Origin of the sequence: Mesorhizobium sp. ZC-5 (assembly GCF_025753855.1) — a bacterium.
In the GTDB taxonomy this organism is placed as follows: domain Bacteria; phylum Pseudomonadota; class Alphaproteobacteria; order Rhizobiales; family Rhizobiaceae; genus Neomesorhizobium.
The window spans coordinates 1-20,867 of the sequence record NZ_JAOWPT010000009.1; the positions used below are offsets into that span (position 1 = coordinate 1).

Here is a 20,867-nt window from a genome sequence, read left to right on the forward strand (position 1 = left end):
AGAGCAATCCCGAACTGTTTACCTCACCGCGCGACCCCGATCTTATTCATCCCGGAGAAACCGTGGTGATCGAAGGCGCCACCAAGACCACCGTCAACGTGACATTCAATGGCTATACGGTAACCGAGAATCCGGACGGCACCGTCACGGTTGCCAATCAAGAGTACGGCTATGAGGTAGAGCTCGAAGCCGGCAGCCTGGAAGCGGATCTGGCCGGACTCTTGACGCAGGTCAATCCAAACAGCAGCGACCCCCAGGAGGCTCGCGAGGCCGAGACTGTCCTCAATACCCTCGATGGTGTCTTCGCCAGCGAGGGCATTGAGCAAGAGGGAGCAGGCCTAGATCTCGAAGCTGTCGAGGGACTGGGAGAAGTGTCGGCGGCAACCCGCGAGGTGATCGAGGAACACGGCGCCGGCCTCCTGGCCGAACCGGTGATAGATCAGGAGGGCGAGGTGCTCGACCTTTATGGCGAGCGTCCCCAGGGGGCTGGAGCGGATTGGGTGCCTGTCGACTGGCAGGGCGTGGTGCGCTGGGTCCATCCGGATGTGGCGAAAGCCCTGATGGCGGATTCGGAAACCTTAGCGACAATCAGCGAACTTTCCGCGGTCATCGATCAGTCTAATGCGCAAAGCGACGTTTATGCGCTCGACCCCGATCACGCCAGCGCTCAGGCCGGGGCCGAAGACACCCTGAATAAGGTCTTGAACGCGCACGGCTACTCCATCGACTTCAAGGAGCCCGAGGGTTCGCTGGAGGACGCACGGGAGGCGCTGACCGCGGCCCAGACCGTTCTCGACGATGCAACCGAAGTGAGGAGCGCCTACGAAGAAGCGAGTTCGACGCTCGACGCGGCCATCGAAGCGAATCGCGAACTCGATCCTCCGATAGCCGCTCCGGATCCAAACGCACCCCAGGCGATCGCGGAAGGCTCAAACATCCACACCGACGCCTACCAGCAGGAGGATTATGCAAACTCCCGGGCCGAACATGCCGAAGTCAAAGCCTTGTTTGGTGAGTACAACCGGCTGATCGCGGAAGGCGATTTGGGTTCGATCGAGCTTGCGATCACCCGTAACGAACAGGCCGGCGTCGACACACAATCGCCCGATCATCAGAACCTGCTGAACCTGCGCGACCTGGCGCAGGATCGCGTCGCGCTGGGGCAAGCCAACGCGAATTACCTGCGCGCCGAGAGTGACCTGCGCAGCTTTGAAGCCGAGTCAGCTCGAATGATGCGGGAGATGTTCGACGAGTGGGCGGAGGGCAACTCCGGCGGCGGCGACGACATGTATGCGCGGGTCTATGTGACCGCCGACGGTCAGGCGATGATCGATTTGTATTACGATCGTGGGCAATATGTCGAGGAGTACAACATCGACCGCCCGGCGTCGCACCACTCCCGGTACGGCCAGTCGATCCGGCTGAGCGTGTTTGATCAAGATCTCAATCCGGAAGTGTCGCGCAATCCGCCGGGGTCGTGGATCGATAAGTCGCTGAATACCGCCTGGAACGAGCATGTCGCAACCGGTGTTCCGGAGGGTAAATCGCTGAACAGCGCCTGGAACGAGCATCCAGAAGGTGTTCCCGAAGAGGTCGATATCTACACGCATGGCCAGACATTCATCGCGGCACGTGAAAATGCTGCCGCGGATTTGAACGAGCTCATCGCATCGAACGCAGACACCGCGCTTGAGGGCTTGAACGAAGGCCTCACCGCAGCCAAGAGCCAGTTCGTGAGCGATCTCGCCGAGCATGGCCCAGGCACGACCGAATTGCCTGACGACGCCTTCCCGGACGGCGTCGAACCCGTGAGCATGAAATGGCGAGGTCAGACGATCATGATCTCGCCTGAAGGCAAGGAGCAGTTGGAGGCCGGCAATCTGGACGCGGTCATCGCGAGCGGAATACCGATTCAGGTGCAAATAGACGTGACGCCGGATGACGGCGAGTACAATCCCGAGAGTCGCTGGGTTGCACCGGAACTCGCGTTGAGCACGCTCGATTTAACTGCCATCAACACCGAGATCGGAAATATTGAGGTGTTCCGCGACCAGTTGAATGGAACCGCCGCGGGCCAGCGCGATACCGCCGAGAATACTGAAAATTATTACATGCCGAATTTGGTGCAGGATGAGCGCCTGGAAAACGACAGGCAAAACGTGCTGAATGCCGATTTCCAGCCCCAGTTCCAGAGCCTCTACCAGAACGGCTTCGACGGCTCCTTCCATGCCCAGGAAGGCGATGATCTCGAACGGACCATCCGAGACTCGCTCGGCCTTGACGCCGAAAACGAGGATCATTCCGATATCGTCGAATCCGTGGCAGAGGGAATCCGCGAGTTCGGTGGCGATACGCCGGAAGTCTCCAAGATCCCGATATTTTATGTCGACGAGAACGGCACCAGCCAGACAACGCTGTTTGGCGTCCGCAACGACGAGGGCGAGACGGTCTATGTGGACATAACGGGCAAGCGCTACACGGATATAGAGGATTTTCGTCACAACAACGAGCAGTTCAGCGATGACGGCCAGGTCGTCTACGCCAAGGATCTGGACATGACGCCGGGCGAAGACGGCCGGATCGAGATCGACGCCCAGCAGGCCCGCGTGCTCTCGGCTTGGGAATCCGCGATTGATCCGATCGTGGGCATCGGGACCGGCATCGCGACCGTCCTGTCCTTCACGCCGGCGGCGCCGATTGCGGCGCCGATCGCCCTGGCGGGTGGTGCCTATCTCGGCACGCGCGCGGTCATCAACCAGAATGAACACATCAGCCGTGGCGGGGACTGGGATGACACGCAGTCGATCATGAACCTCGCGAGTATAGCAACGACCGCCTTGCCGCTCGGCTCGAGCCTCCTGCGCACGGGCGGGCTTATTCGTGCAGGCATTCCGCGTGGAACCGCCTTCATGGCGAGCATCGGAGGGATGAAAGCGACCAGTGCCTACGCCGACGACGTCGGCCGATACATGCAGTCAGGAGCCATCTCCAACCGCATTGCCTACGGCATCAACGCAACGACACTGGCCGCCGCTGTGCCGCTGGTCGGCGTTTCCGGTTACGACATCGTCGTCAATGGCGGTGAGATGAACGGGCTGCAGTTCGCCAATGCCGTACTCAATTTCGGCGCAGGTGTATTCGGCGCCGGTATGGGCATCAGGGGACTATCGGTCCGACCGGGATCCGGGCAAACCGGCGGCAACGGTCAGAACGCGCGGCACAGCACTTCCGACGGCCTGGTGCCAGACGGCGTGATCCCGCCGCCGAGTGATACGACGGGGCGGCCCGCGATCACCGCTGGAGACACAGGCCGACCGATGGTCGTGCATGAGCAAGGTCCCGACGGGGTGTACCGGCCCACGGACAAGGTGGTTTTCCACGACGCCGATCACCCGGTTATCCAGGGCGAGACCGTTGTCCGCGAGGCGGCCGGCGCGTCGCAAGAGGGGACGCGTCAGCACCCGGACGGCGGGCCCACGCCACGCTCGCCCATGACGGACGGGGACCGCGTGTCCGCACGCTTTGTCTGGGATTCGGAGAGCCGGACCTTCAGGCAAAGCCTCCCGGCGGGAAGCCGACCGATCGAATTGCCGGCCGCCGCTGAACGTCCGATGCTGACTGCCTCGCCGGCAACAAGCCGTACCTATGTTTCTCTGCAGAATTTGCGCCACCCGGATTTCCATACCAACGCCGAGCAGTTCGGCGCCGAATTGTACGGCGGTACCCCGCAGGTGTATTTCCCTGTGCCGGCCGATCCGACTGGTCCCAATCCGGTTCACGGGAGCGGCGGCAGATATGTCGATGTGGCGGTTGTTGATCCAGAAACCGGCCAAACCCTTGCCGTCGAGATTAAAGCGTACGGGCGCTGGACCAGCGAGGACGGCGAGCCCACCATGAGAACTGTCGCCCTGACCGAACAGATACAAGAGCAGATCAACAAGGACATCGCGCTGAGAGGCGCTGTTCCTGGATACGAGCCGCGGTGGGTATTTCTGGGCGCGCCCCCGTCACCGGCTCTGCAGCGGGCGCTCGATGACGCGGGCATTATTGCAAATATCTGGCACCCTCCCATCAGCGGACCGGCGTCGCGGCGCGGCCTCGGCAACAACAGCAATCCACCCCTCCCAACCAGGACGCCCACACCTGACAATGGCGACAACCCGCGAACCTTCGTTGTGGACGCAAACGGCGTGACCACGCGGCGGGTTTTTGAGGCTGATCCAAATGGCGAGATTTCATTGGTTCATCCAGCCGGCGATTCACTGCACGGTCTCGACACGCAACATCTCCAAACACGGGAAGAAGCAGAGGTCGTGCTTGTCTACAGCGCGCTGGAGGCCGGGGACGCCCAGACGATCGCGAACCACGATGTCGATCCGCACGACACTATGCAACCCGTTGGCGAACGTTGGGGCGTTGCGGTCCGCGACATTGAGCCGGAGACACACGAGGTGCGCATCACGCAGGTGCATGAAAACGAGCTACTGTTCTTCGATCCTGTTACACGCCGGACCTTCGGCCGGTCTCAATATGACGGAACGCCGCCGTTGCAGTTCGAAGACGGCGCCCGCGTCTTTCACCGCGCGACCAATAGGGAATACGTTTATAACGTTGAGCGGCAGCGTTTCGAGGCCCTTCAGCCTCCTGCTGATGCCCCGCTTTACTATAATGCCGACGCTAATGTCACGCTGGTGCGGCAGCCGGAGGGGAGCTTCGATCTGTTCGGCAGGGGAGACAACACCGCTGGTGTCGGCATCTGGAAACCCTCACAGAGAGACGCGGTGCATGAAGCGCCCGAAGGCTCCGACTGGCATTATGACGAAGCAACGAACCGCACCTACAGGCAAAATGAAAATGGAGAGCTTCAACGTCTGGCTCCGGAAAACGAGAATGGACTGGTACACTACGACAAAACGAATAACGTCACCTATCTCGTCGTGCCACATTCAGGCGAGGTCGGCTTCTTCGGCAGGGGGGACAACCGCGTTCCGCAAGATTCTCCAAGCCGGGTACAGCGCGTGCGGCAGGCGATCAGCAACGTCCTTGGGGACAACCGCATAGGTGCGGCGGGGAGAATCAAAGCTCCCATCCCCGGGGATGTCGCCACCGGCCCCACGATTTCCTCCGTAGGCAGAGCTGTGGGAACAAAGACCGGCTTGGGCAAGCCGAACAAATCTGTCCGGGGTTGGGAATTCAAGAATGCGCCGCTTAGCCCTTTGACCGGATATTTCGTACAGGAGGCATTTCAGTTCAAGGCCAGCACCTTTCAGAATGAGATCGAGACGATTCTGGCGGGGTACCCCGAGGCGTCTCCGTTCAGGGGCGAGGCGGTCAGATGGCAGGAGATCGGGGCGTATGCAGACGATTCAAGCCGGACGGTCGTCGAATTGTCCGTGGCTCTCGAACTGCGAACCGGTGACGCGACGCGGCTTCAGTCGGGTGAAAGGGACTTCTTCGGTGCCCGCCGGGGGGTGGTGCGCGAACTCACTCACGGCATTCCCTTCAACAAGGTCATGTCGGAAACCAAGGTCAGCCTGCCGCTCTGGGCGCGGCTTATGATTCTGCAAAAGCTTGGTTATGACCCCGCGGCCATTCCGGAGGTTCTAGTAAACCCGCAGGAGCTTCCGCCTGAGGTGGCGGTGATCGCTCTGAGACCCGGCTTCGAGGATCGACCGGAAATCGAGATCGACGGTCTGCCCCAGGGAGCCAGGGTCTCCGAGCCCTTCGTCGAGCAGGTTCAGGCAGCGCTCGGGCAGAGCCGCATCCAGGTGCAACTGGTCACCGACGATCCAGCAGGGTTGATGCAGGCGCTGCAGGCCAACCCCGATCTGACCAGCATGCACGGGCTTCATGATCCGGAGCAAAGCCTGATCTTCGTGGATGGCAGCGTGCGCAGCGGAATGCGTCTGTCGCGGGTGAAGGTCGATCCTGACCGCTTGCACATCACCGATCTAGCAGGCCGGCGGCGTAACGTCATGAACCCCTCGCAAATGAATCTGGACGTGGTCTTTAACAGGCACCTCACAGTGGACCACTGGCTTAACCGAGCCTCCTGGCCGCTGAAAAATCGCTTAAGGGCAAGCGGCAAGCTGCCGCGAAGGATGCAACCGCAGCCGCACTACCATCCGGGGGAGGGGTTCTACCGGGCGATCCAACACGGCAATCCGAGGGCGGCGAGACGCGAGACGGTTTCCGTAACACCGCTTAGCATACTGCGTACGTTGAGCGGTGAGATCCGTGTTGCACACAAGACCCGCAACACCCCCGATGCGACGCCGCGCATCCTTGGGGCAAGGCATGCACAGGACCTTAAGACTGTTACCATTATGCAGTCGCATGGCGGCGAGACCCAGGTTCAAGTCCCCAACTGGCTGGCCGACATTGTGAACAGGGGTCGGACTGGCCACGGCGTGGTATGGCCCAAAGGCGGCACAAAGGCATTAACCCCCCTACTCGATAACTGGCAGGCCCATCCGGAACGCTCCGATTCGGTGAGGGAGTTCCGTCAGAACACCCTGAAGACGATCGGGGGCAGGGAAGGCAGCCACCTGTCTCCAGCACAGGTGTCCGCGATCATCGATTTCCTGTCGACGCAGGGATGAGGGCGAGCAGGCAGCTTTTCACGCTGATCGGTTTGAGCCAGACGACGAGAAATTGGCGGTTGCTAGCCAATTTCATTAGCCATCTGGCCCCGCCGTTATGCTGAAGGGGTGCAGCCAGCGTCGGCAGACTGACACGTACGACCGTTGCGCCTTGCCGCTGATTGCGACAGAACCCTTGTAGCTGCCCGCACTTACCGAAGCGTTTTTTTGCGACAGAGCCGCATCATATCGGTTCTCCGTGCTTGCCGGACCCGGCCGGTATAACCTGGGCACTCGACGCGGCGATGCCGCTTTGAGGCGCACGCACATGGCAGGCGGCCTGATGGTCGTCGCTGACAGCGACCAGCGGCGGCGGTACCTCCCGGCATATCGGCTGCGCCAGCGGGCAGCGAGTGACGAAGGCGCAGCCTTTCGGCGGATTGGATGGGCTCGGCAGGTCGCCTTTCAGCACGATGCGACGACGGTTGCGCTGCGCGGCCGGGTCGGGCAGCGGCACGGCGCTGAGAAGAGCCTCCGTATAGGGATGGATCGGCGTGGCAAAAACGTCTCCGGCCTTTCCGGTCTCGGCTATATGGCCGAGATACATGACGAAGACGCGGTCGGCGAAGTGGCGCACCACGGAAAGATCGTGGCTGATGAAAAGATAGGACAGGTGCAAGCGCTGCTGCAGGTCGAGCAGGAGGTTGAGGATCTGTGAGCGGATCGACACGTCGAGCGCCGAGACCGGCTCGTCGAGGATGAGCAGCTTCGGGTTGAGCGCCAGTGCGCGGGCTATGACGATGCGCTGGCGCTGGCCGCCGGAGAAGGCGTTCGGCCGGCGCGCCGCATGGCCGGGCTGCAGGCCGACCAGTTTCAGTAACTCGCCGACGCGCTGCTTGCGTTGCTTCGCATTGCCGACGCCATGGATGGCGAGCGGTTCGGCGATGCTTTCGCCCACCGTCAGCTTCGGGTTGAGCGCCGAGACGGGATCCTGGAAGACGATCTGGACATCGCGGGACAGGGCGCGCAGCGACTCGGCCTCGCCGTGAAAGATCGGCTTGCCCTCGAAGCTGATTGTGCCGCTGGTCGGGCGCTGCATACCGAGGATCGCTGCGCCAAGCGTCGACTTGCCGCAGCCGGATTCGCCGACCAGCGCGACGCTCTGGCCGACGGCGATGTCGAGATCGACGCCATCGACTGCCCTAATCCAGCCGACAGGGCGGCCGAATAGGCCGCCGCGGATGGGGAAATGCACCTTGAGATTACGCATGGCGAGCAGCGTTTCGCTCACAGCATCGCTCCTACCTTGTCGCTGTGCCAGCAGGCGGCGGCGCCAGCGTCGGCGCGCGGAGCCAAGGGTGGATGACGCTCGACGCATTGCCGGTCGGCCAAGGGGCAGCGCGGATTGAAGCGGCAGCCGGCGGGCCACTCGCCGATGTCCGGCACTGTACCCTCGATCGTCGGCAGCACCGTCTTGGGCGTGCCGTCGAGGCGCGGAATGGTGGACAAAAGCAGGCGTGCGTAAGGGTGTTCCTGCCGTGTGAAGATGGCATCCACCGGCGCCTCCTCGATGATGCGGCCTGCATACATCACCGCGACGCGGTCAGCCATGTCGGCTACCACGCCCATGTCGTGCGTAATCAGCAGGATGGTGGTGCCGGTGGTGTCGCGCAGCCGTTTCATCAATTCCAGGATCTGCGCCTGGATGGTGACATCGAGGGCGGTGGTCGGCTCGTCGGCGATCAAGAGCTTCGGCCGGCAGATCAGCGCCATGGCGATCATGGCGCGCTGACACATGCCGCCCGAAAGCTCGAACGGATATTGCTCGAAGCGCAGCGCGGGCTCCGGAATGCCGACCTCCTCCAGCATGGCGATGGCAACGCGGCGCGTCTCGGCGGAATCGAGATTCCTGTGAACGATCAGGCTCTCCTCGATCTGGCGGCCGACCTTCATCAGCGGGTTCAGCGAGGCGACCGGCTCCTGGAAGATCATGGCGATGTCGTCGCCGCGCAGCTTGCGGCGCTTTTTTTCCGCTAGTGTCGTGAGGTCGACGTCGCCCAGCCTGATGCTACCGGATTCAAGCCTGGCCACCGCGGGGAGCAGGCCCATGACGGCGAAGGCGGTCATCGACTTGCCACAGCCGGATTCGCCGACGACCGACAGGATCTCGCCTTCGGCGACATGGAAGCCGACGCCGTCGACGACCGGCTGGCCGTGGATGGTGACTTTCAGATCCTCGACGGTGAGGACATTTCTACTCATGCGCCCTCGACCCCGACTGCCGCCCAGGGGTGGTTGGGATGCGCCATGCCGACATTTTCGCCGTCGACACGCATTACCGCCGACGGCACCGAGAAATTCACCGGGTAGAGCGTATCCTCGACGATCTCGAAGGGGAATTCCTCCGCCAGCCGCGTCGCCACGTCCGGCCGGGCCAGCCGGTTGACCCGGATGGTGACGCCGCTGGCGTCGATGCGCGGCACGTGCAGCGCATCTTCCAGCGACATGCCGAAGACCGCGAGGTAGGACAGAACCTGCACCAGCGCCGGCATGATCTGCCGCCCGCCGGCCGCGCCCAGCGCCAGGCGGGGCCTGCCGTCGACAGTGGCGACAAACGGGCACATGTTGGCGAGCGGGCGCACACCAGGCGCGATCGAATTGGGCTGGTTCGGTCGCGGATCGAACCACATGACGCCATTGTTGAGCAGGAAGCCGGTCGACGGCAGCACCACTTTGGAGCCGAAGCGCGATAGAAGCGTGTTGGTGAGCGCGACCATGGTGCCGTCGCGATCGACCACGCTGACATGCGTGGTACAGCTTTCGCCGCTGGCGTGACCGAGCGTGCGCAGGCGCTTTTCCGAGGCGCGGCGAATGGCGCGGGCGAAGGCCAGCGCTGTCTGGCCGGAAAGACCATCGCCGCTCGGCTTCAAGGTCTTGTCCAGTTCCGACAGCGCATCGACCATCGTCGGCCCGCCCGACGGGCCGGGCATCGCGTGGATGCGCAGGCCGTGATAGTCGGTTTCGAACGGCTTGCACCAGCTGGGCGCATAATCACGCATCTCGTCGGCCGCAATGGGCGACCCGCCATCGCGAAGTTCGGCGACAATAAGACCGGCGGTCTCTCCCTCGTAGAAGTCGCGGGCGCCGGCGCAGGCAAGGCGTTCGAGCGTTTCCGCCTTGCGCAGCATCGGCAGGGTTGCCTTGCCGCTGCGTTCCGGAACGCGCGGGGCGCGGCCTTCCCTCAGGAAAAGTTCGGACGATGCCGGAAAACGACCGAGCCCTTCGGCGTCGATCGCCAGGCAGAGCACCGTATACCAGTCGAGGACAAGGCCCTGCCTGGCGTGTTCGATCGCCGGCTGCAAGGCTTCCGCAAAGCTGATCGTGCCGAAGCGCTCAAGTGCTGCTGCCAGGCCCGCGATGGTGCCGGGAACGCAGATCGAGCCATAGCCGATCAGGTTGCGGTCGCCTTGTACGGAGGGCCAGTCGAACCAGTCGCCGTCGCGGCCCTGGACGAGGGGATAGTCGGCCGGGTCGAGGCGGCGCGGCGAGGTGACGTTGAAGTCGAGCGCATCGACCACGCCGGTGCGCCCGTCCGCCCTCAGCAGGAAGCCACCCCCGCCGATGCCCGACAGCCAGGGCTCGACGACACTCAGCGTCAGCGCGGTGGTAACCGCGGCGTCGATGGCATTGCCGCCACGCGCCAGCACGGCTGCGCCGGCCTCGGCGGCGAGCCAGTTCTGGCAGGCGACCAGCCCCTTGTCGGTCCGCCGCTCGAGTTTGCGTACTTTCCAGTGCTCACCCATCGGCTTGCCCAAATCTGCGCGGACCGATCGGCTGCGGAACAGCACCTTCGACACTGAAACGGCCGCTGTTCGGCGAATTCTTGTGATGGTCAGCGATTTCGTCGGCGGTCGCCACCCAGGCCGAGCTTTCGGCGGCAATAGCCTCCAGAAGCTTTTCCAGTAGCGCAATGCGCTGGGCGCGGCCGGAGATCCAGTCGTGCACAGTCAGCGTGAACAGGCCGCCGAAGCGGTGGAGGGTTCGCCATTCCGAGAGCCAGTCCTCCAGAACGGCGTGGCCAGACTGCAACGGCCACTTGTCGCGTCCGCCGCCTTCGAACTTGAAGAAGATGGCGTCGTCGGTCGCCCATTGGACGGGGATTTCTGTCACGCCGTCGATCTCGTAAGGGTGGTCGAAGCCGGAGAGCGACGAATCGTAGGCGAGACCAATGCGTTTCACCTCGCGCAGCATATGCGGCGTCATCTCCCAGGCCGGCGAGCGGAATCCGACCGGGCGCACGCCGGCCTGCCGGACGAACAGGTCGAGGCTGGCCTCCAGCGCTTCGGTGAATTCGCGGTCGGAAACATCCGAGACGATCTCATGGAAATAGCCGTGCAGGCCGATCTCGTGGCCGGCGCCGACGATGGCGGGCAGGATTTCCGGCCAGGTCTCGGCGACAAAGCCAGGTACATAGAAACTTGCCTTGAAATCGTAGTGTCCGAAAAGGTCGAGCAAACGGTAGAGGCCCGTGCGCGGCCCGAACCGGCGGATTTCCATGCCGCCGAGGCGTTCGGGAACAGCATCGCGCAGTGACCACAGCAACGGCGAATGCGCGTCGACATCGACGGACAGAAACGCCGCGGAGCGCTTGCCTTGCGGCCATTCATAAGCGGGCCACGGCGATTCTACCGCGTACCCTTTACCTGGAGAACTTGTCATGCTGATTTCCTGTCCATCCTCGTGCGTCTTGCGCCGCCGCTCACAACGCCTTCTTCTTCGCCTGGAACACCGCCAGCGAACCGATCGAATTGCCGCCATCCACCGTCAGCGTGGCGCCGGTGACATAGCCGCCGGCTTCCGACGACACGTAAAGCACCGCGTTCGCCACATCCTTCGGCGAGGAGGGGCGGCCGAGCGGAATCGTCGAGGTGACGGTGCGGACGTGCTCCTCGGGCAGAGGGCTTGTGTCGCTGCCGGCCATGAAGCCGGGCTCCACCGCGTTGACGCGGATGCCATACTCGGCAAGCTCCAGCGCAAAACCCTTGGTCAGGCGATCGAGCGCCGTTTTCGACACGCAATAGGGCACCACGGTGGTGCGCATCTTGCGCGCAGCGCCCGAGGAGATGTTGACGATCGAGCCGCCTTTGCCGGCCTCGATCATCTGCAGGGCGAAGAGGCGCGACAGGATGAAGGGCGCACGCAGGTTCACGCCCATGATGGCGTCCCAGTCCTCGACGTTGATATCGAGCAGGAAGCCGGACGGATAGATGCCGGCATTGTTGACGACGATGTCGGGCGCGCCCCAACGCTTCTTGACCTCGGCGGCGAAGGCCGAAAGCGCACCGGCATCCATCAGGTCGGCGGCAAGATGAAAGCTGTCGTCAGCGGCGCCCAATTTTTTGTTCAGGGCTGAGAGTTTTGCTTCGTCGCGGTCGGTCAGGCACAGAAACGCGCCGTGGTCGCGGAAAGCCTCGGCGATCCAGCCGCCGATGATGCCGCAGGCACCAGTGACGACGACCTTCTTGCCGGCGAATTCGTTTTCGAAGTTCATGGATACTACCTGGAACGTGGATCGAGACGGTCACGCGTGTAATCGCCGATCAGGTTGATGGAGAGAACGAGAAGGAAGAGGGCGAGGCCGGGGAACGTGGCGATCCACCAGGCGGTCGCGACGTAGTTGCGCCCGACCGAAAGCATCGCGCCCCAGCTCGATGTCGGCGGTTGCACCCCAAGGCCGAGAAAGGACAGGCCTGCCTCGAACAGCACCATCAAGCCGAATTCCAGCGTGGCGACGACGATCAAAGGTCCGGCGATGTTGGGCAGGATGTGGCGTCCGAGCAGGCGCGGCCAGCCGGCGCCCATGAAGCGCGACAGGCGCACATAGGGCATGTTGGCGACCGACAGCGTCTGGCCATAGGCGACGCGCGCGTAACGGGGCCAGCGGGTGAACGCCAGCACGATGACGACGGTGTAGAGGCTGGGGCCTACCACCGCTACCGTGATGATGGCGAGCAGGATGGCCGGGATCGACAAGACGATGTCGACGATGCGCATGATGATGATCTCGATCCAGCCGCGGTAGAACGCGGCGACCATGCCAAGCAAGCTGCCGAAGATGCCGGAGAGCACGACCGAGGCGAAGGCGACCGAGAGCGAGACGCGCGCGCCGTAGATGACGCGGCTCAGCACGTCGCGGCCCAGTTCGTCGGAACCGAGTAGGTAGGTGACGCCGCGCGCGACGTGGCCCGGTGGCTTCAGGCGGGCGAGCAGGTTCTGCTGGTTGGGATCGAGTGGCGCGACATAGGGCGCAAATACTGTCATCGCGACAAGCACCGCCAGCATGATTGCGAAGGGAACGATCGGCCAGGGGATACGCCTCGGGGCAATGGAAGCGCGGCGGGGCGCGGCAATCTCCGTCATGCCGTGTCTCCGCCGACGCGGATGCGCGGATCGATCAGGCTGTAGAGCAGGTCGGCGATGAGGTTGAGAACGATTGCGGTGACGGAGCCGAGCAGGACCACGCCCTGCACGACGAGGAAGTCGCGCGCATTGATGGCCTGCACTGTGAGCTGCCCGAGGCCCGGCCAGGCGAACACCGTCTCGGTGATGACGGCGCCGGCGAGCAGGTTGGCGATTTCCAGGGCGCCGACCGAGACGACCGGGATCGAGGCATTGCGCAGCAGGTGACGCATGACGATACGGCGCATAGGCAGACCCTTGGCGTGACCGGTGCGCACATAGTCTTTCTCCAGTTCGTCGAGCACAGCGGTACGCGAAACGCGGGCGAAGGTTGCCATCGACAGCATGCCGAGCGCGATCGAAGGCATGATCAGGCTCGCCGGCTCGCGCGCGCCGGACGGCGGCAGCCAGCCCAGCCAGACGGCGAAGACGAGGATCATCAGAATGGCGCTCCAGAAGGTCGGCATGGACTGGCAGGCGAGCACCAGCGCCATCATCGGCCTGACCTCGGGCTTGTCGCGCCGCACCGCCATCAGCACACCCAGCGGTATGCCGATGCCGAAGGCGACCACCAGCGCGCCACCGGCCAGCATCAGCGTGTAGGGGAGGCGGCTCCAGATCAGCGTTGTGACGTCGACGTTCTGAACGAAGGAACGGCCGAGATCAAAGGAGAGCAGGTTGCGCATGAAGTCGAGATATTGCACGACCAGCGGCCGGTCGAAGCCCAGCGAATGGCGCAGCGCGTCGATGTCGGCCTGGGTCGCGTTCTGCGGAACCAGCAACAGGGTCGGGTCACCCGAAAGACGCTGCAGGAAGAAGATCAGCGTGATGACGCCCATCACCGCAATGATGGCCTGGAGGGTCCGTTTCAGGAAAAACGCCGACACCAGCTGCGTTCCGTTCTTTCCTGGGCCTCAGTCGGCCCAGCTCATGCGATTGAGGAACATGCTCTCATTCGCGGTCGGCTGCCACTTCAGTCCGTTCGCGGCGCCATAGATGGCGGCGGCCTGATAGAGCGGGACCAGCGGCACGTCCGAGGCGATAAATTCGCTGACCTTCTTGTAGGCGTCGAGCCGGGCCTTTTCGTCCAGCGTGTTGCGGGCCGTATCGAGCAGCTTGTCGATGTCGGGATTCTGAAGCGACGACCACGAACTTGACGAATGCAGCAGCGGGAACAGCACGCCGTCTACATCCTGGCAGGCGCACGACCAACGGCCGAAGGAGATCATGGGCTGCTTGTCGGGATCGCTCTGCACATGCTTCAGATAGGTCGCCATGTCGGTGAGCTGCAGATCGACCGGAAGGCCGACGTCGGTGAGCATCTGGGCGATGGCCTGCACGATGCGCTGGTCGAAGGTGGGCGAGGTGGCGAAGGCGAGATGGGTGCCGGAAACGCCGGCTTCGGCAATCAGCTTCTTCGCCAGTTCAGGATCGTAAGCACTGCCCGTGATGCCTTCGACATAGCCGAAATGCGAGGGCGTAGCCATCTGGTCGGCGGGCTTGTCAAAGCCACCGAGGATGCCATCCACCAGTCCCTGCTTGTCGATGGCATGGGCGACCGCCTGGCGCACGCGTACGTCGTTGAATGGCGGAAGCGTCGGATTGAGCTTCACATAGGCGACCCGCTCGGTGAGCGCGATGAGCGGCTTGGCCGCGCTCGAGCCCTTGAGCTGGGCTGCGAGGTCCGAATCCAGGCTGACCACGAGGTCGGCAGCACCTGACTGCAGGTCGGCGACGCGGGTGGCGGCATCCGGCACGGCGCGGAATTCGGCGATGGTGAAGGTGCCTCTGTCGGCCCAGTAGTCGTCGTTACGCGCGAGCGTGACAGAAACGCCGCGCTGCCACTTGTCGAACTTGTAGGGGCCGGACCCGATCGGCGCGAGGTTGAAGGCGTCGTCGCCGACCTTTTCGACCACATGCTTGGGCACGACGGAGAGCTTGACGAGCTGCGCCAGCAGCACCGGATAGGCGCCGTCGGTCTTGAGCGTGACCTCGTGCTCGCCGGTCACTTCGGCGGAGGTGATCTTGTTGAACTGGCCAAGCTGCGGGCTGGCGAATTTGGGATCGATGATACGCTTGACGCTGAAAGCGACGTCCTCGGCCGTCAGCGGGGCGCCATCATGGAACTTCACGTCGTCGCGGATTGTGAAGACGACCTCGGTGTCGGAGGCGTATTTCCAAGCGGTGGCGATCTGCGGGACAATCTTGCCGTCGTCGTCGCGGGTGAGCATGTTGTCGAAGATATTGCGGTAGACGTAGTAGCTGTCAGGATTCCACTGCTTTTGCGGATCGAGCGACGACGGCTCGCTGACGAGATCGACGATCAGTGCATCCTTTGCGTGGGCGGTCGTGCCGATAAGCGGCGATGCAAACAGTGCAAGACACAGTGAGGCGGCGGCAAGCAGGCGATCGATCCTAGGCATCGTCGAGTGTCCCTGTTCTGGTTGAGCTTTTTGTTTGCTTCGAAGAAGCGGCTGTCGGGCTTCTTTTCAGCGGCACACGCCGGCCGGCAGGCTTGCCGACAGCTGCTTCCGATTCCAGGAATCGGGCAAGCAGAAACGTTTCCAGGGCCGCGACGGCGTTTGTGACCTCTTGCGCCGCTTCGACGTGGCGGCCGACGACCAGAGCCCGGATCAAGCCCGGCCGGTCCGCCGGCGCGAGCCGCGCCGGGCCGCGCGCCTCGAAGAAGTGAACCAGGCGCCCGGAACGGTCCCACAGGTCGCGCAGCCAGCCGGCGATCACAGGCATGCCGAGACGATCGGCCAACAGATCGAGCAGGTCGCGCTCGCAACGGCGGATGGTCGGCAGCACATCGCCGCCCGGATCGTCGCGCTGCGCCAGTGCGACATGCATGTCGGCCAGCCGCTCCAGCCGCACGCGATCCCCTTCGCCAACGACCACCGAGCCGAGAAGCGGCTCCAGCCGGCGACGGGCCGAGACGACCTCGCGGATTTCGCCGGCGGAGATCGGAGAAACCGACCAGCCGCTGCGGGCGCTGGCCGATACAAAACCTGCTGCCTGCAAACGGGTCAGAGCCGCCCTGACGGCGCCGCGGCCAAGTGCGAACTCCTGCGCCAGGCGAGCTTCCGAAAGGCGCTCACCGGGAGCCAGCACGCAGTGGACGATCGCGCTTCTCAGCGCGCGCTCGGCGGCTTCGCCCTTGCCGCCGGTCGGTGCGGGCGATGCGTATGCGTCGTTGTCGAGCATAATCCTCCTTCCTTCCACCGAAAGCCCGGACCGACGCATCGGCGTCTTGCCAGTCAGCCGAACCGTGCGGGAATGCATCATTCAAGGGAGACCTGAACGATGATCGGGGATTCACGATTGCATCCCTGCCGCTGACATGTCAATCTTGAAAACTGGTGCTCCAGATACTTCAATTGAGATGTCAGATGTCAGATGTCAGATGTCAGATGGCGGATGGAGGATGGAGGATGCCTGTCGTCCGTCCGCACCGGGGAGCGCAGACACTGTTTCCACGCAGGGCATCGGCGCTGGAAAGTCCAACTGGGAGGAATAGTCATGAGAGCACGCAGATTGATGTTCGCCGCCTTGATGGGCGCGGCGGCCGCGTTCACGCTTCCGTCGTCGTCGGCATTCGCCAAGGACATGCTGGTGATCGATTTCGTCGGTGAGCCGAACTCGCTCGATCCGCATGTCCAGTGGAACCCCGATAGCTTCAACGTCTACCGCAACATCTTCGATAACCTCATCACGCGCGACGACGAAGGCAAGATCGCCCCGCAGATCGCGACGGAGTGGAAATATCTTTCCGACACCGAGGTCGAGTTCAAAATCCGCGGCGACGTGAAATTCCACGACGGCAAGCCGCTGACAGCCGACGACGTCGTCTTCTCGATCAAGCGCATCACCGATCCCACCTTCGCCAGCCCGCAGCTCAGCCAGTTCGACCAGATCACCGATGCGGTCGCGAAAGACCCGACCACGGTGGTCGTCACCACCCAGGGGCCGTATCCGGTTCTGCTGGCACAACTGACCAAGCTTTCTATCGTGCCCAAGCATGTCGTCGAGACCGAATCCAAGGACGCGTTCAACCTGCACCCGGTCGGCAGCGGCCCGTACGAATTCGACCATTGGACGCGCGGCGTCGAGGTGGTGGTGACACGCAACGACGACTATTGGGGGCAGAAAGGGGCCTTCCCGAAGGTCTCGTTCCGGGCGGTTCCCGATGCGGCAACACGCGTTGCCAACCTGCTTGCCGGAACCAGCGATCTGGTCACCAACATCGACAGCGACCTCGCCAACCAGGTCAAGGCCTCCAGCGAGGCCAAGGTGGTCTCCGCGCGCACCGAGCGCGTCGCCTACTTCGCCATGAACGTTAGCAAGCCGCCGCTCGACGACCCGCGCGTGCGACTGGCGATAGCCGAGGCGATCGACAAGGAGGGCATCGTCAACGGCATTTTGGGAGGCTATGAGCGCACGGTTCCAGAACTCTCCTCTCCAGCGCATGTCGGCTGGGTGGAGGGGATCGAGGCTCCGGCCTATGACCTGGCAAAAGCCAAGGAACTCGTCGCCGAGGTTGGCGACAAGGCCAAGCTGGAGTTCTCCATCTTGACCGCGCCCGTCTACGACCAGCGCGTCGTCCAGGCGATCCAGCAAATGCTCGCCGATGTCGGCCTTAACCCCAAGATCGAGATGACAGACATGGGCAATTGGCTGCAGCGCATGCAATCGGGGCCGGACAGCATTCCCCAGTCGGCCTTCAGCCGCTGGTCGTGCGGTTGCCAGGACGCGGACGGCATCATGTACCCGATCCTGCATTCTTCCAGCGGCTGGGCCAACATCAAGGACGCCGAGGTCGACAAGGCGCTCGACGCGGCCCGCTCGACGATCGACACGGACAAGCGCATCGCATTGTACAAGACCGTGCACGAGATCGTGGCGAAGCAGAACTACGTGATCCCGCTCTACCAGGCCTCGGTGATCTACGGCGCTGCCAAGGGCGTCGAATTCACGCCGACGCCGAACGAGAACATCTTCGTCAACCGTATCGGCTGGTCCGGCGAATAGCCAAGAGAGTGCGCAAGAGCCGGGCAGTTGCCTGGCTCTTGCGCAGGTGTCCACGGCTCCATGCCATTCCTCAGCCGGCCTGTGTCGAAGCCTGCCGTGCGATCGCCGAGACGAGCACGTCGAGGGAATCAATCACTTCGATATCGGCGTCTAAACCGTTGACGAGCAGGGAAAGTTCGGTGCAGGCGACGACCAGCAGGTCGAGATCGACGGACAGAAGCTGCCGGGCAAGACGATTGAAGTCATCGTGCAAATCCAGATCGCGACCGGCCTTGACCGCCTTGATGAGGCGCAGGACCTGTTCCTGCTCCGCGCGCCGAGGATAGCGCGTTTCGATACCATAAGCTTCGAAAGCGCGCTCATAGAGCCCAAGCTGAAGGACGGCCGTGGAGGCCAGCATGCCAACGCGCCGATGCTTCAACGGTCTGCTTGCGGTTTCTCCGGCGGTGAGCGTGACCATGTCGAGCAAGGGGATGGTGATGGACGCCTCGATGTCGCCGGCATACGCATGGGCGGTATTGCAGGCGATTGCAAGCAAGGTGGCGCCCGCCGCTTCCAGGTTTCTGGCCATGCGCACCAGTTCGTCCACGGGGCTCGGGCCGGTGCGTTCGATCAGGGCCTGGATGCGCGACGGAACCTTCGGGTTCTGGTCGATGAGCATATGGATGTGATCGGCGTCGTCGATGGCCGGTGTCGCTTCCATGACGCGACGCATCAGATCGATTGTTGCCGCCGGCCCCATGCCGCCGAGTATACCGACGACTGGATGGGCAGGCGGGAAATGGGAGCTCATGTTCCTCAATGCCTGTCAAGCGTTGGTCAGGAAATCCGTCGGGTAGCCGAACAGCCCGGCCGATCCGCCGGTATGGAGGAAAACGATCGTCTCGCCCTTTTTGAAGAAACCCTTCTTCACCAGATCGATCAGTCCGGCCATGCCTTTGCCGGAATAGACCGGGTCGAGCAGAATGGCATCGGTGCGCGCCAGAGTGCGGATTGCCTCGATCGTGTTTGCGGCGGGGAATCCGTAGCCTTCACCGATGTAGTCGCAATTGGCGACGATGTCCGCGCGCTTGACGGTGCCGGGAATGCCAAGTTTCTCGGCGGTCCGCGAGGCCAGCGCGAACACGTTCTCTTCCTGCTTGGCTTTCGGCGCGCGCACGCCGATGCCGAGCACCGGCACGCCGCTGTTGATGCCGGCCAAGCCGGCTACCAGTCCGGCCTGGGTTCCGGCACTACCGGTGGCATGCACGACGTGGTCGATCTTGAGGCCTATGGTGTTCGCCTGGTAGATCAGCTCGATGGCGGCGTTGACATAACCCAGCGCGCCGGTCGGGTTCGAGCCACCGCCCGGTATCGTGTAAACCTTGTGGCCTTCGGCGCGCAGCCGCTCCGCGAGCTTTTCCATTTCGCCATTCATGTCGGGATTGGCCGGAGAGCGTTCCAGCTTCGCACCGTGCAGGCGGTCGAGCAGTACGTTGCCATTCTCCTTGTAATCGAAGTCGGTCTTGCCGGTGCGATCCTCCAACAGGAGATGGCAGGCGAGCCCAAGCTTCGCCGCCGCCGCCGCGGTCTGGCGCGCATGATTCGACTGCGTGGCACCTTGCGTAATGACGGTGTCCGCACCCTCGGCGATGGCTTCCGCCATCAGAAACTCCAGCTTGCGCGTCTTGTTGCCACCGGTCGAAAGGCCGGTGCAGTCGTCGCGCTTGATCCAGATTTCCGGGCCGTTCAGTTCCTTCGTCAAATTGTCGAGCTTTTCGAGAGGCGTCGGCAGGTGGCCGAGTGTGACGCGGGGATAACGGGCGAGGTTCATCATCGGGCTGGGTCTTTCTGTCCTGTGGAAGTCTGGGCGGCCGGAACGACTGGCGGGTCGCCGCTAGAGCGGGTGCTTCAGGGGTCCGTCACCGCGGTCTTGGCGAACACCGGGAGTTCGACACCATAGGTCAGCCGGCAGAATTCTTGGATTTCGGCATCTGTGCCAGGTTCCTGATCGGCGAAGTCATTGGCCGGAAAACCGAGCACCATGAGGCCCCGGTCGCGATACGACCGGTCGAGCGCCTCCAACCCATCATACTGCTTGGTGAAGCCGCATTTGGAGGCGACGTTGACGATTAGCGGTACCTCGTCGGCACATTCACCAAGGCTTATGGTCAAGCCGTCGGCGCAGTTGAACGGAATGTCACATATCGAGGCTGTCATAAGCAAAATTCCTTGCGGGCAGGATCACCTCCGTACATTGGTGGCTTCGTCGTTCCCGTCAAGGAAAGCTATTTCCGCGGCGGCAAATCTGTATGACCCAATTGGTTGACCTCGACGTGGAACTGCGCGTCCCAGGCCGGATCTCTACACATCACCATTGCGTCCCGGGTTAGTCGTCAGTCGCCGCTTTGACAGCCCGCCTTGAACCGTTCTGCCGGGTTGTCATGCAGAATGCCGAGACGCTAGCCTGCTGCTCGCCGACCCAGATCGTCCTCCGGGCTGCCCATACGGGGTCTTCATCTGCAATGCCGACATAAAGACCGGATCGCCGGCCGAATTCACGCTCGGCGCGCGAGCCCAGGACAGATGGCGCGCCGCCACGGCTTGCCATGACGCTCATCCAATGTGAACGCCTTGAACGTGCCGGATGCGCAGGCTGCCTATGAATCCATGATGCCGCTGTCGGGCGCGTCGACTGGCCATGCCAGCGTCTTCAACCACGGCGCTGGATGGCAAGCTTAGCTGCTTCTGCCCTCTGCAAATGTTACGGTAACGTACTCGCCGCCGGTTTCCTCCAGGCGCAAGGATGCGTTGGAA

General features: G+C 63.0%; 15 protein-coding genes. 3 read left to right on the forward strand and 12 right to left on the reverse strand.

Annotated features, from left to right (window positions below):
* Nucleotides 1–65: 65 nt before the first annotated feature.
* A complete protein-coding gene (locus OHD58_RS20965) occupies nucleotides 66–6,602 on the forward strand; it encodes a hypothetical protein (RefSeq protein ID WP_263805379.1) in 6,537 nt (2,178 codons plus the stop codon).
* A gap of 223 nt (nucleotides 6,603–6,825) precedes the next feature.
* Here the strand turns inward: OHD58_RS20965 and OHD58_RS20970 are convergent, their stop codons facing one another.
* Genes OHD58_RS20970 through OHD58_RS21010 form a run of 9 tightly spaced genes read right to left on the reverse strand, consistent with a single transcriptional unit; the run spans nucleotide 6,826 to nucleotide 16,247 of the window.
* Entirely contained in the window at nucleotides 6,826–7,872 is a 1,047-nt protein-coding gene (locus OHD58_RS20970) for an ABC transporter ATP-binding protein (protein ID WP_263805380.1), read from the reverse strand.
* The gene (locus tag OHD58_RS20975; protein ID WP_263805381.1) at nucleotides 7,869–8,843 is read right to left on the reverse strand and encodes an ABC transporter ATP-binding protein; all 975 of its coding nucleotides are present in this window, start codon (nucleotides 8,841–8,843) and stop codon (nucleotides 7,869–7,871) included. Before OHD58_RS20975 ends, OHD58_RS20970 begins: the two co-directional genes overlap by 4 nt.
* Nucleotides 8,840–10,384 carry a gamma-glutamyltransferase family protein gene (locus tag OHD58_RS20980; RefSeq protein ID WP_263805382.1) on the reverse strand — a complete coding sequence of 515 codons (1,545 nt, stop codon included), beginning with the start codon at nucleotides 10,382–10,384 and terminating at the stop codon, nucleotides 8,840–8,842. The genes OHD58_RS20975 and OHD58_RS20980 overlap by 4 nt, the downstream gene beginning before the upstream one ends.
* Nucleotides 10,377–11,300, reverse strand: coding sequence for a polysaccharide deacetylase family protein (locus OHD58_RS20985; RefSeq protein WP_263805383.1), 924 nt, complete (start codon nucleotides 11,298–11,300; stop codon nucleotides 10,377–10,379). The genes OHD58_RS20980 and OHD58_RS20985 overlap by 8 nt, the downstream gene beginning before the upstream one ends.
* A gap of 40 nt (nucleotides 11,301–11,340) precedes the next feature.
* Nucleotides 11,341–12,132 (reverse strand): SDR family NAD(P)-dependent oxidoreductase, encoded by a 792-nt coding sequence (locus OHD58_RS20990; RefSeq protein ID WP_263805385.1) that lies wholly within the window; start codon nucleotides 12,130–12,132, stop codon nucleotides 11,341–11,343.
* Nucleotides 12,133–12,137: 5 nt separating this feature from the next.
* Complete coding sequence (locus OHD58_RS20995; protein ID WP_263805386.1) at nucleotides 12,138–13,001, reverse strand: ABC transporter permease; 864 nt, start codon at nucleotides 12,999–13,001, stop codon at nucleotides 12,138–12,140.
* Nucleotides 12,998–13,927 (reverse strand): ABC transporter permease, encoded by a 930-nt coding sequence (locus OHD58_RS21000; RefSeq protein WP_263805387.1) that lies wholly within the window; start codon nucleotides 13,925–13,927, stop codon nucleotides 12,998–13,000. The genes OHD58_RS20995 and OHD58_RS21000 overlap by 4 nt, the downstream gene beginning before the upstream one ends.
* Nucleotides 13,928–13,954: 27 nt before the next feature.
* Entirely contained in the window at nucleotides 13,955–15,463 is a 1,509-nt protein-coding gene (locus tag OHD58_RS21005) for an ABC transporter substrate-binding protein (protein WP_263805388.1), read from the reverse strand.
* Nucleotides 15,456–16,247, reverse strand: coding sequence for a GntR family transcriptional regulator (locus tag OHD58_RS21010; RefSeq protein WP_263805389.1), 792 nt, complete (start codon nucleotides 16,245–16,247; stop codon nucleotides 15,456–15,458). The genes OHD58_RS21005 and OHD58_RS21010 overlap by 8 nt, the downstream gene beginning before the upstream one ends.
* A 315-nt stretch (nucleotides 16,248–16,562) precedes the next feature.
* On the opposite strand from OHD58_RS21010, the gene OHD58_RS21015 reads away from it, so the two are divergent.
* Nucleotides 16,563–18,071: an ABC transporter substrate-binding protein gene (locus OHD58_RS21015; RefSeq protein ID WP_263805390.1), complete on the forward strand. Its 1,509-nt coding sequence runs from the start codon at nucleotides 16,563–16,565 to the stop codon at nucleotides 18,069–18,071.
* 70 nt (nucleotides 18,072–18,141) lie between these two features.
* Here OHD58_RS21015 and OHD58_RS21020 read toward each other — a convergent pair whose 3' ends face one another.
* From OHD58_RS21020 to OHD58_RS21030, 3 genes are all read right to left on the reverse strand, one after another.
* Nucleotides 18,142–18,864, reverse strand: coding sequence for an aspartate/glutamate racemase family protein (locus OHD58_RS21020; RefSeq protein ID WP_263805391.1), 723 nt, complete (start codon nucleotides 18,862–18,864; stop codon nucleotides 18,142–18,144).
* A 15-nt stretch (nucleotides 18,865–18,879) separates the two neighbouring features.
* Entirely contained in the window at nucleotides 18,880–19,884 is a 1,005-nt protein-coding gene (locus tag OHD58_RS21025) for a D-cysteine desulfhydrase (protein ID WP_263805605.1), read from the reverse strand.
* A gap of 77 nt (nucleotides 19,885–19,961) precedes the next feature.
* Nucleotides 19,962–20,270 (reverse strand): glutathione peroxidase, encoded by a 309-nt coding sequence (locus OHD58_RS21030; protein WP_318528278.1) that lies wholly within the window; start codon nucleotides 20,268–20,270, stop codon nucleotides 19,962–19,964.
* Nucleotides 20,271–20,675: 405 nt separating this feature from the next.
* Between OHD58_RS21030 and OHD58_RS30785 the strand changes: the two genes are divergently transcribed.
* The gene (locus tag OHD58_RS30785) at nucleotides 20,676–20,792 is read left to right on the forward strand and encodes a hypothetical protein (RefSeq protein ID WP_412177264.1); all 117 of its coding nucleotides are present in this window, start codon (nucleotides 20,676–20,678) and stop codon (nucleotides 20,790–20,792) included.
* The last annotated feature ends 75 nt before the right edge of the window (nucleotides 20,793–20,867 follow it).

What these genes read in the sequence shown, in the direction of transcription:
- OHD58_RS20975 (WP_263805381.1), bottom strand. Translation starts at nt 8,843, where the DNA reads ATGAGTAGAAATGTCCTCACCGTCGAGGATCTGAAAGTCACCATCCAC.
- OHD58_RS20980 (WP_263805382.1), bottom strand. Translation starts at nt 10,384, where the DNA reads ATGGGTGAGCACTGGAAAGTACGCAAACTCGAGCGGCGGACCGACAAG.
- OHD58_RS20985 (WP_263805383.1), bottom strand. Translation starts at nt 11,300, where the DNA reads ATGACAAGTTCTCCAGGTAAAGGGTACGCGGTAGAATCGCCGTGGCCC.
- OHD58_RS20990 (WP_263805385.1), bottom strand. Translation starts at nt 12,132, where the DNA reads ATGAACTTCGAAAACGAATTCGCCGGCAAGAAGGTCGTCGTCACTGGT.
- OHD58_RS20995 (WP_263805386.1), bottom strand. Translation starts at nt 13,001, where the DNA reads ATGACGGAGATTGCCGCGCCCCGCCGCGCTTCCATTGCCCCGAGGCGT.
- OHD58_RS21005 (WP_263805388.1), bottom strand. Translation starts at nt 15,463, where the DNA reads ATGCCTAGGATCGATCGCCTGCTTGCCGCCGCCTCACTGTGTCTTGCA.
- OHD58_RS21010 (WP_263805389.1), bottom strand. Translation starts at nt 16,247, where the DNA reads ATGCTCGACAACGACGCATACGCATCGCCCGCACCGACCGGCGGCAAG.
- OHD58_RS21015 (WP_263805390.1), top strand. Translation starts at nt 16,563, where the DNA reads ATGAGAGCACGCAGATTGATGTTCGCCGCCTTGATGGGCGCGGCGGCC.
- OHD58_RS21020 (WP_263805391.1), bottom strand. Translation starts at nt 18,864, where the DNA reads ATGAGCTCCCATTTCCCGCCTGCCCATCCAGTCGTCGGTATACTCGGC.
- OHD58_RS21025 (WP_263805605.1), bottom strand. Translation starts at nt 19,884, where the DNA reads ATGAACCTCGCCCGTTATCCCCGCGTCACACTCGGCCACCTGCCGACG.
- OHD58_RS21030 (WP_318528278.1), bottom strand. Translation starts at nt 20,270, where the DNA reads ATGACAGCCTCGATATGTGACATTCCGTTCAACTGCGCCGACGGCTTG.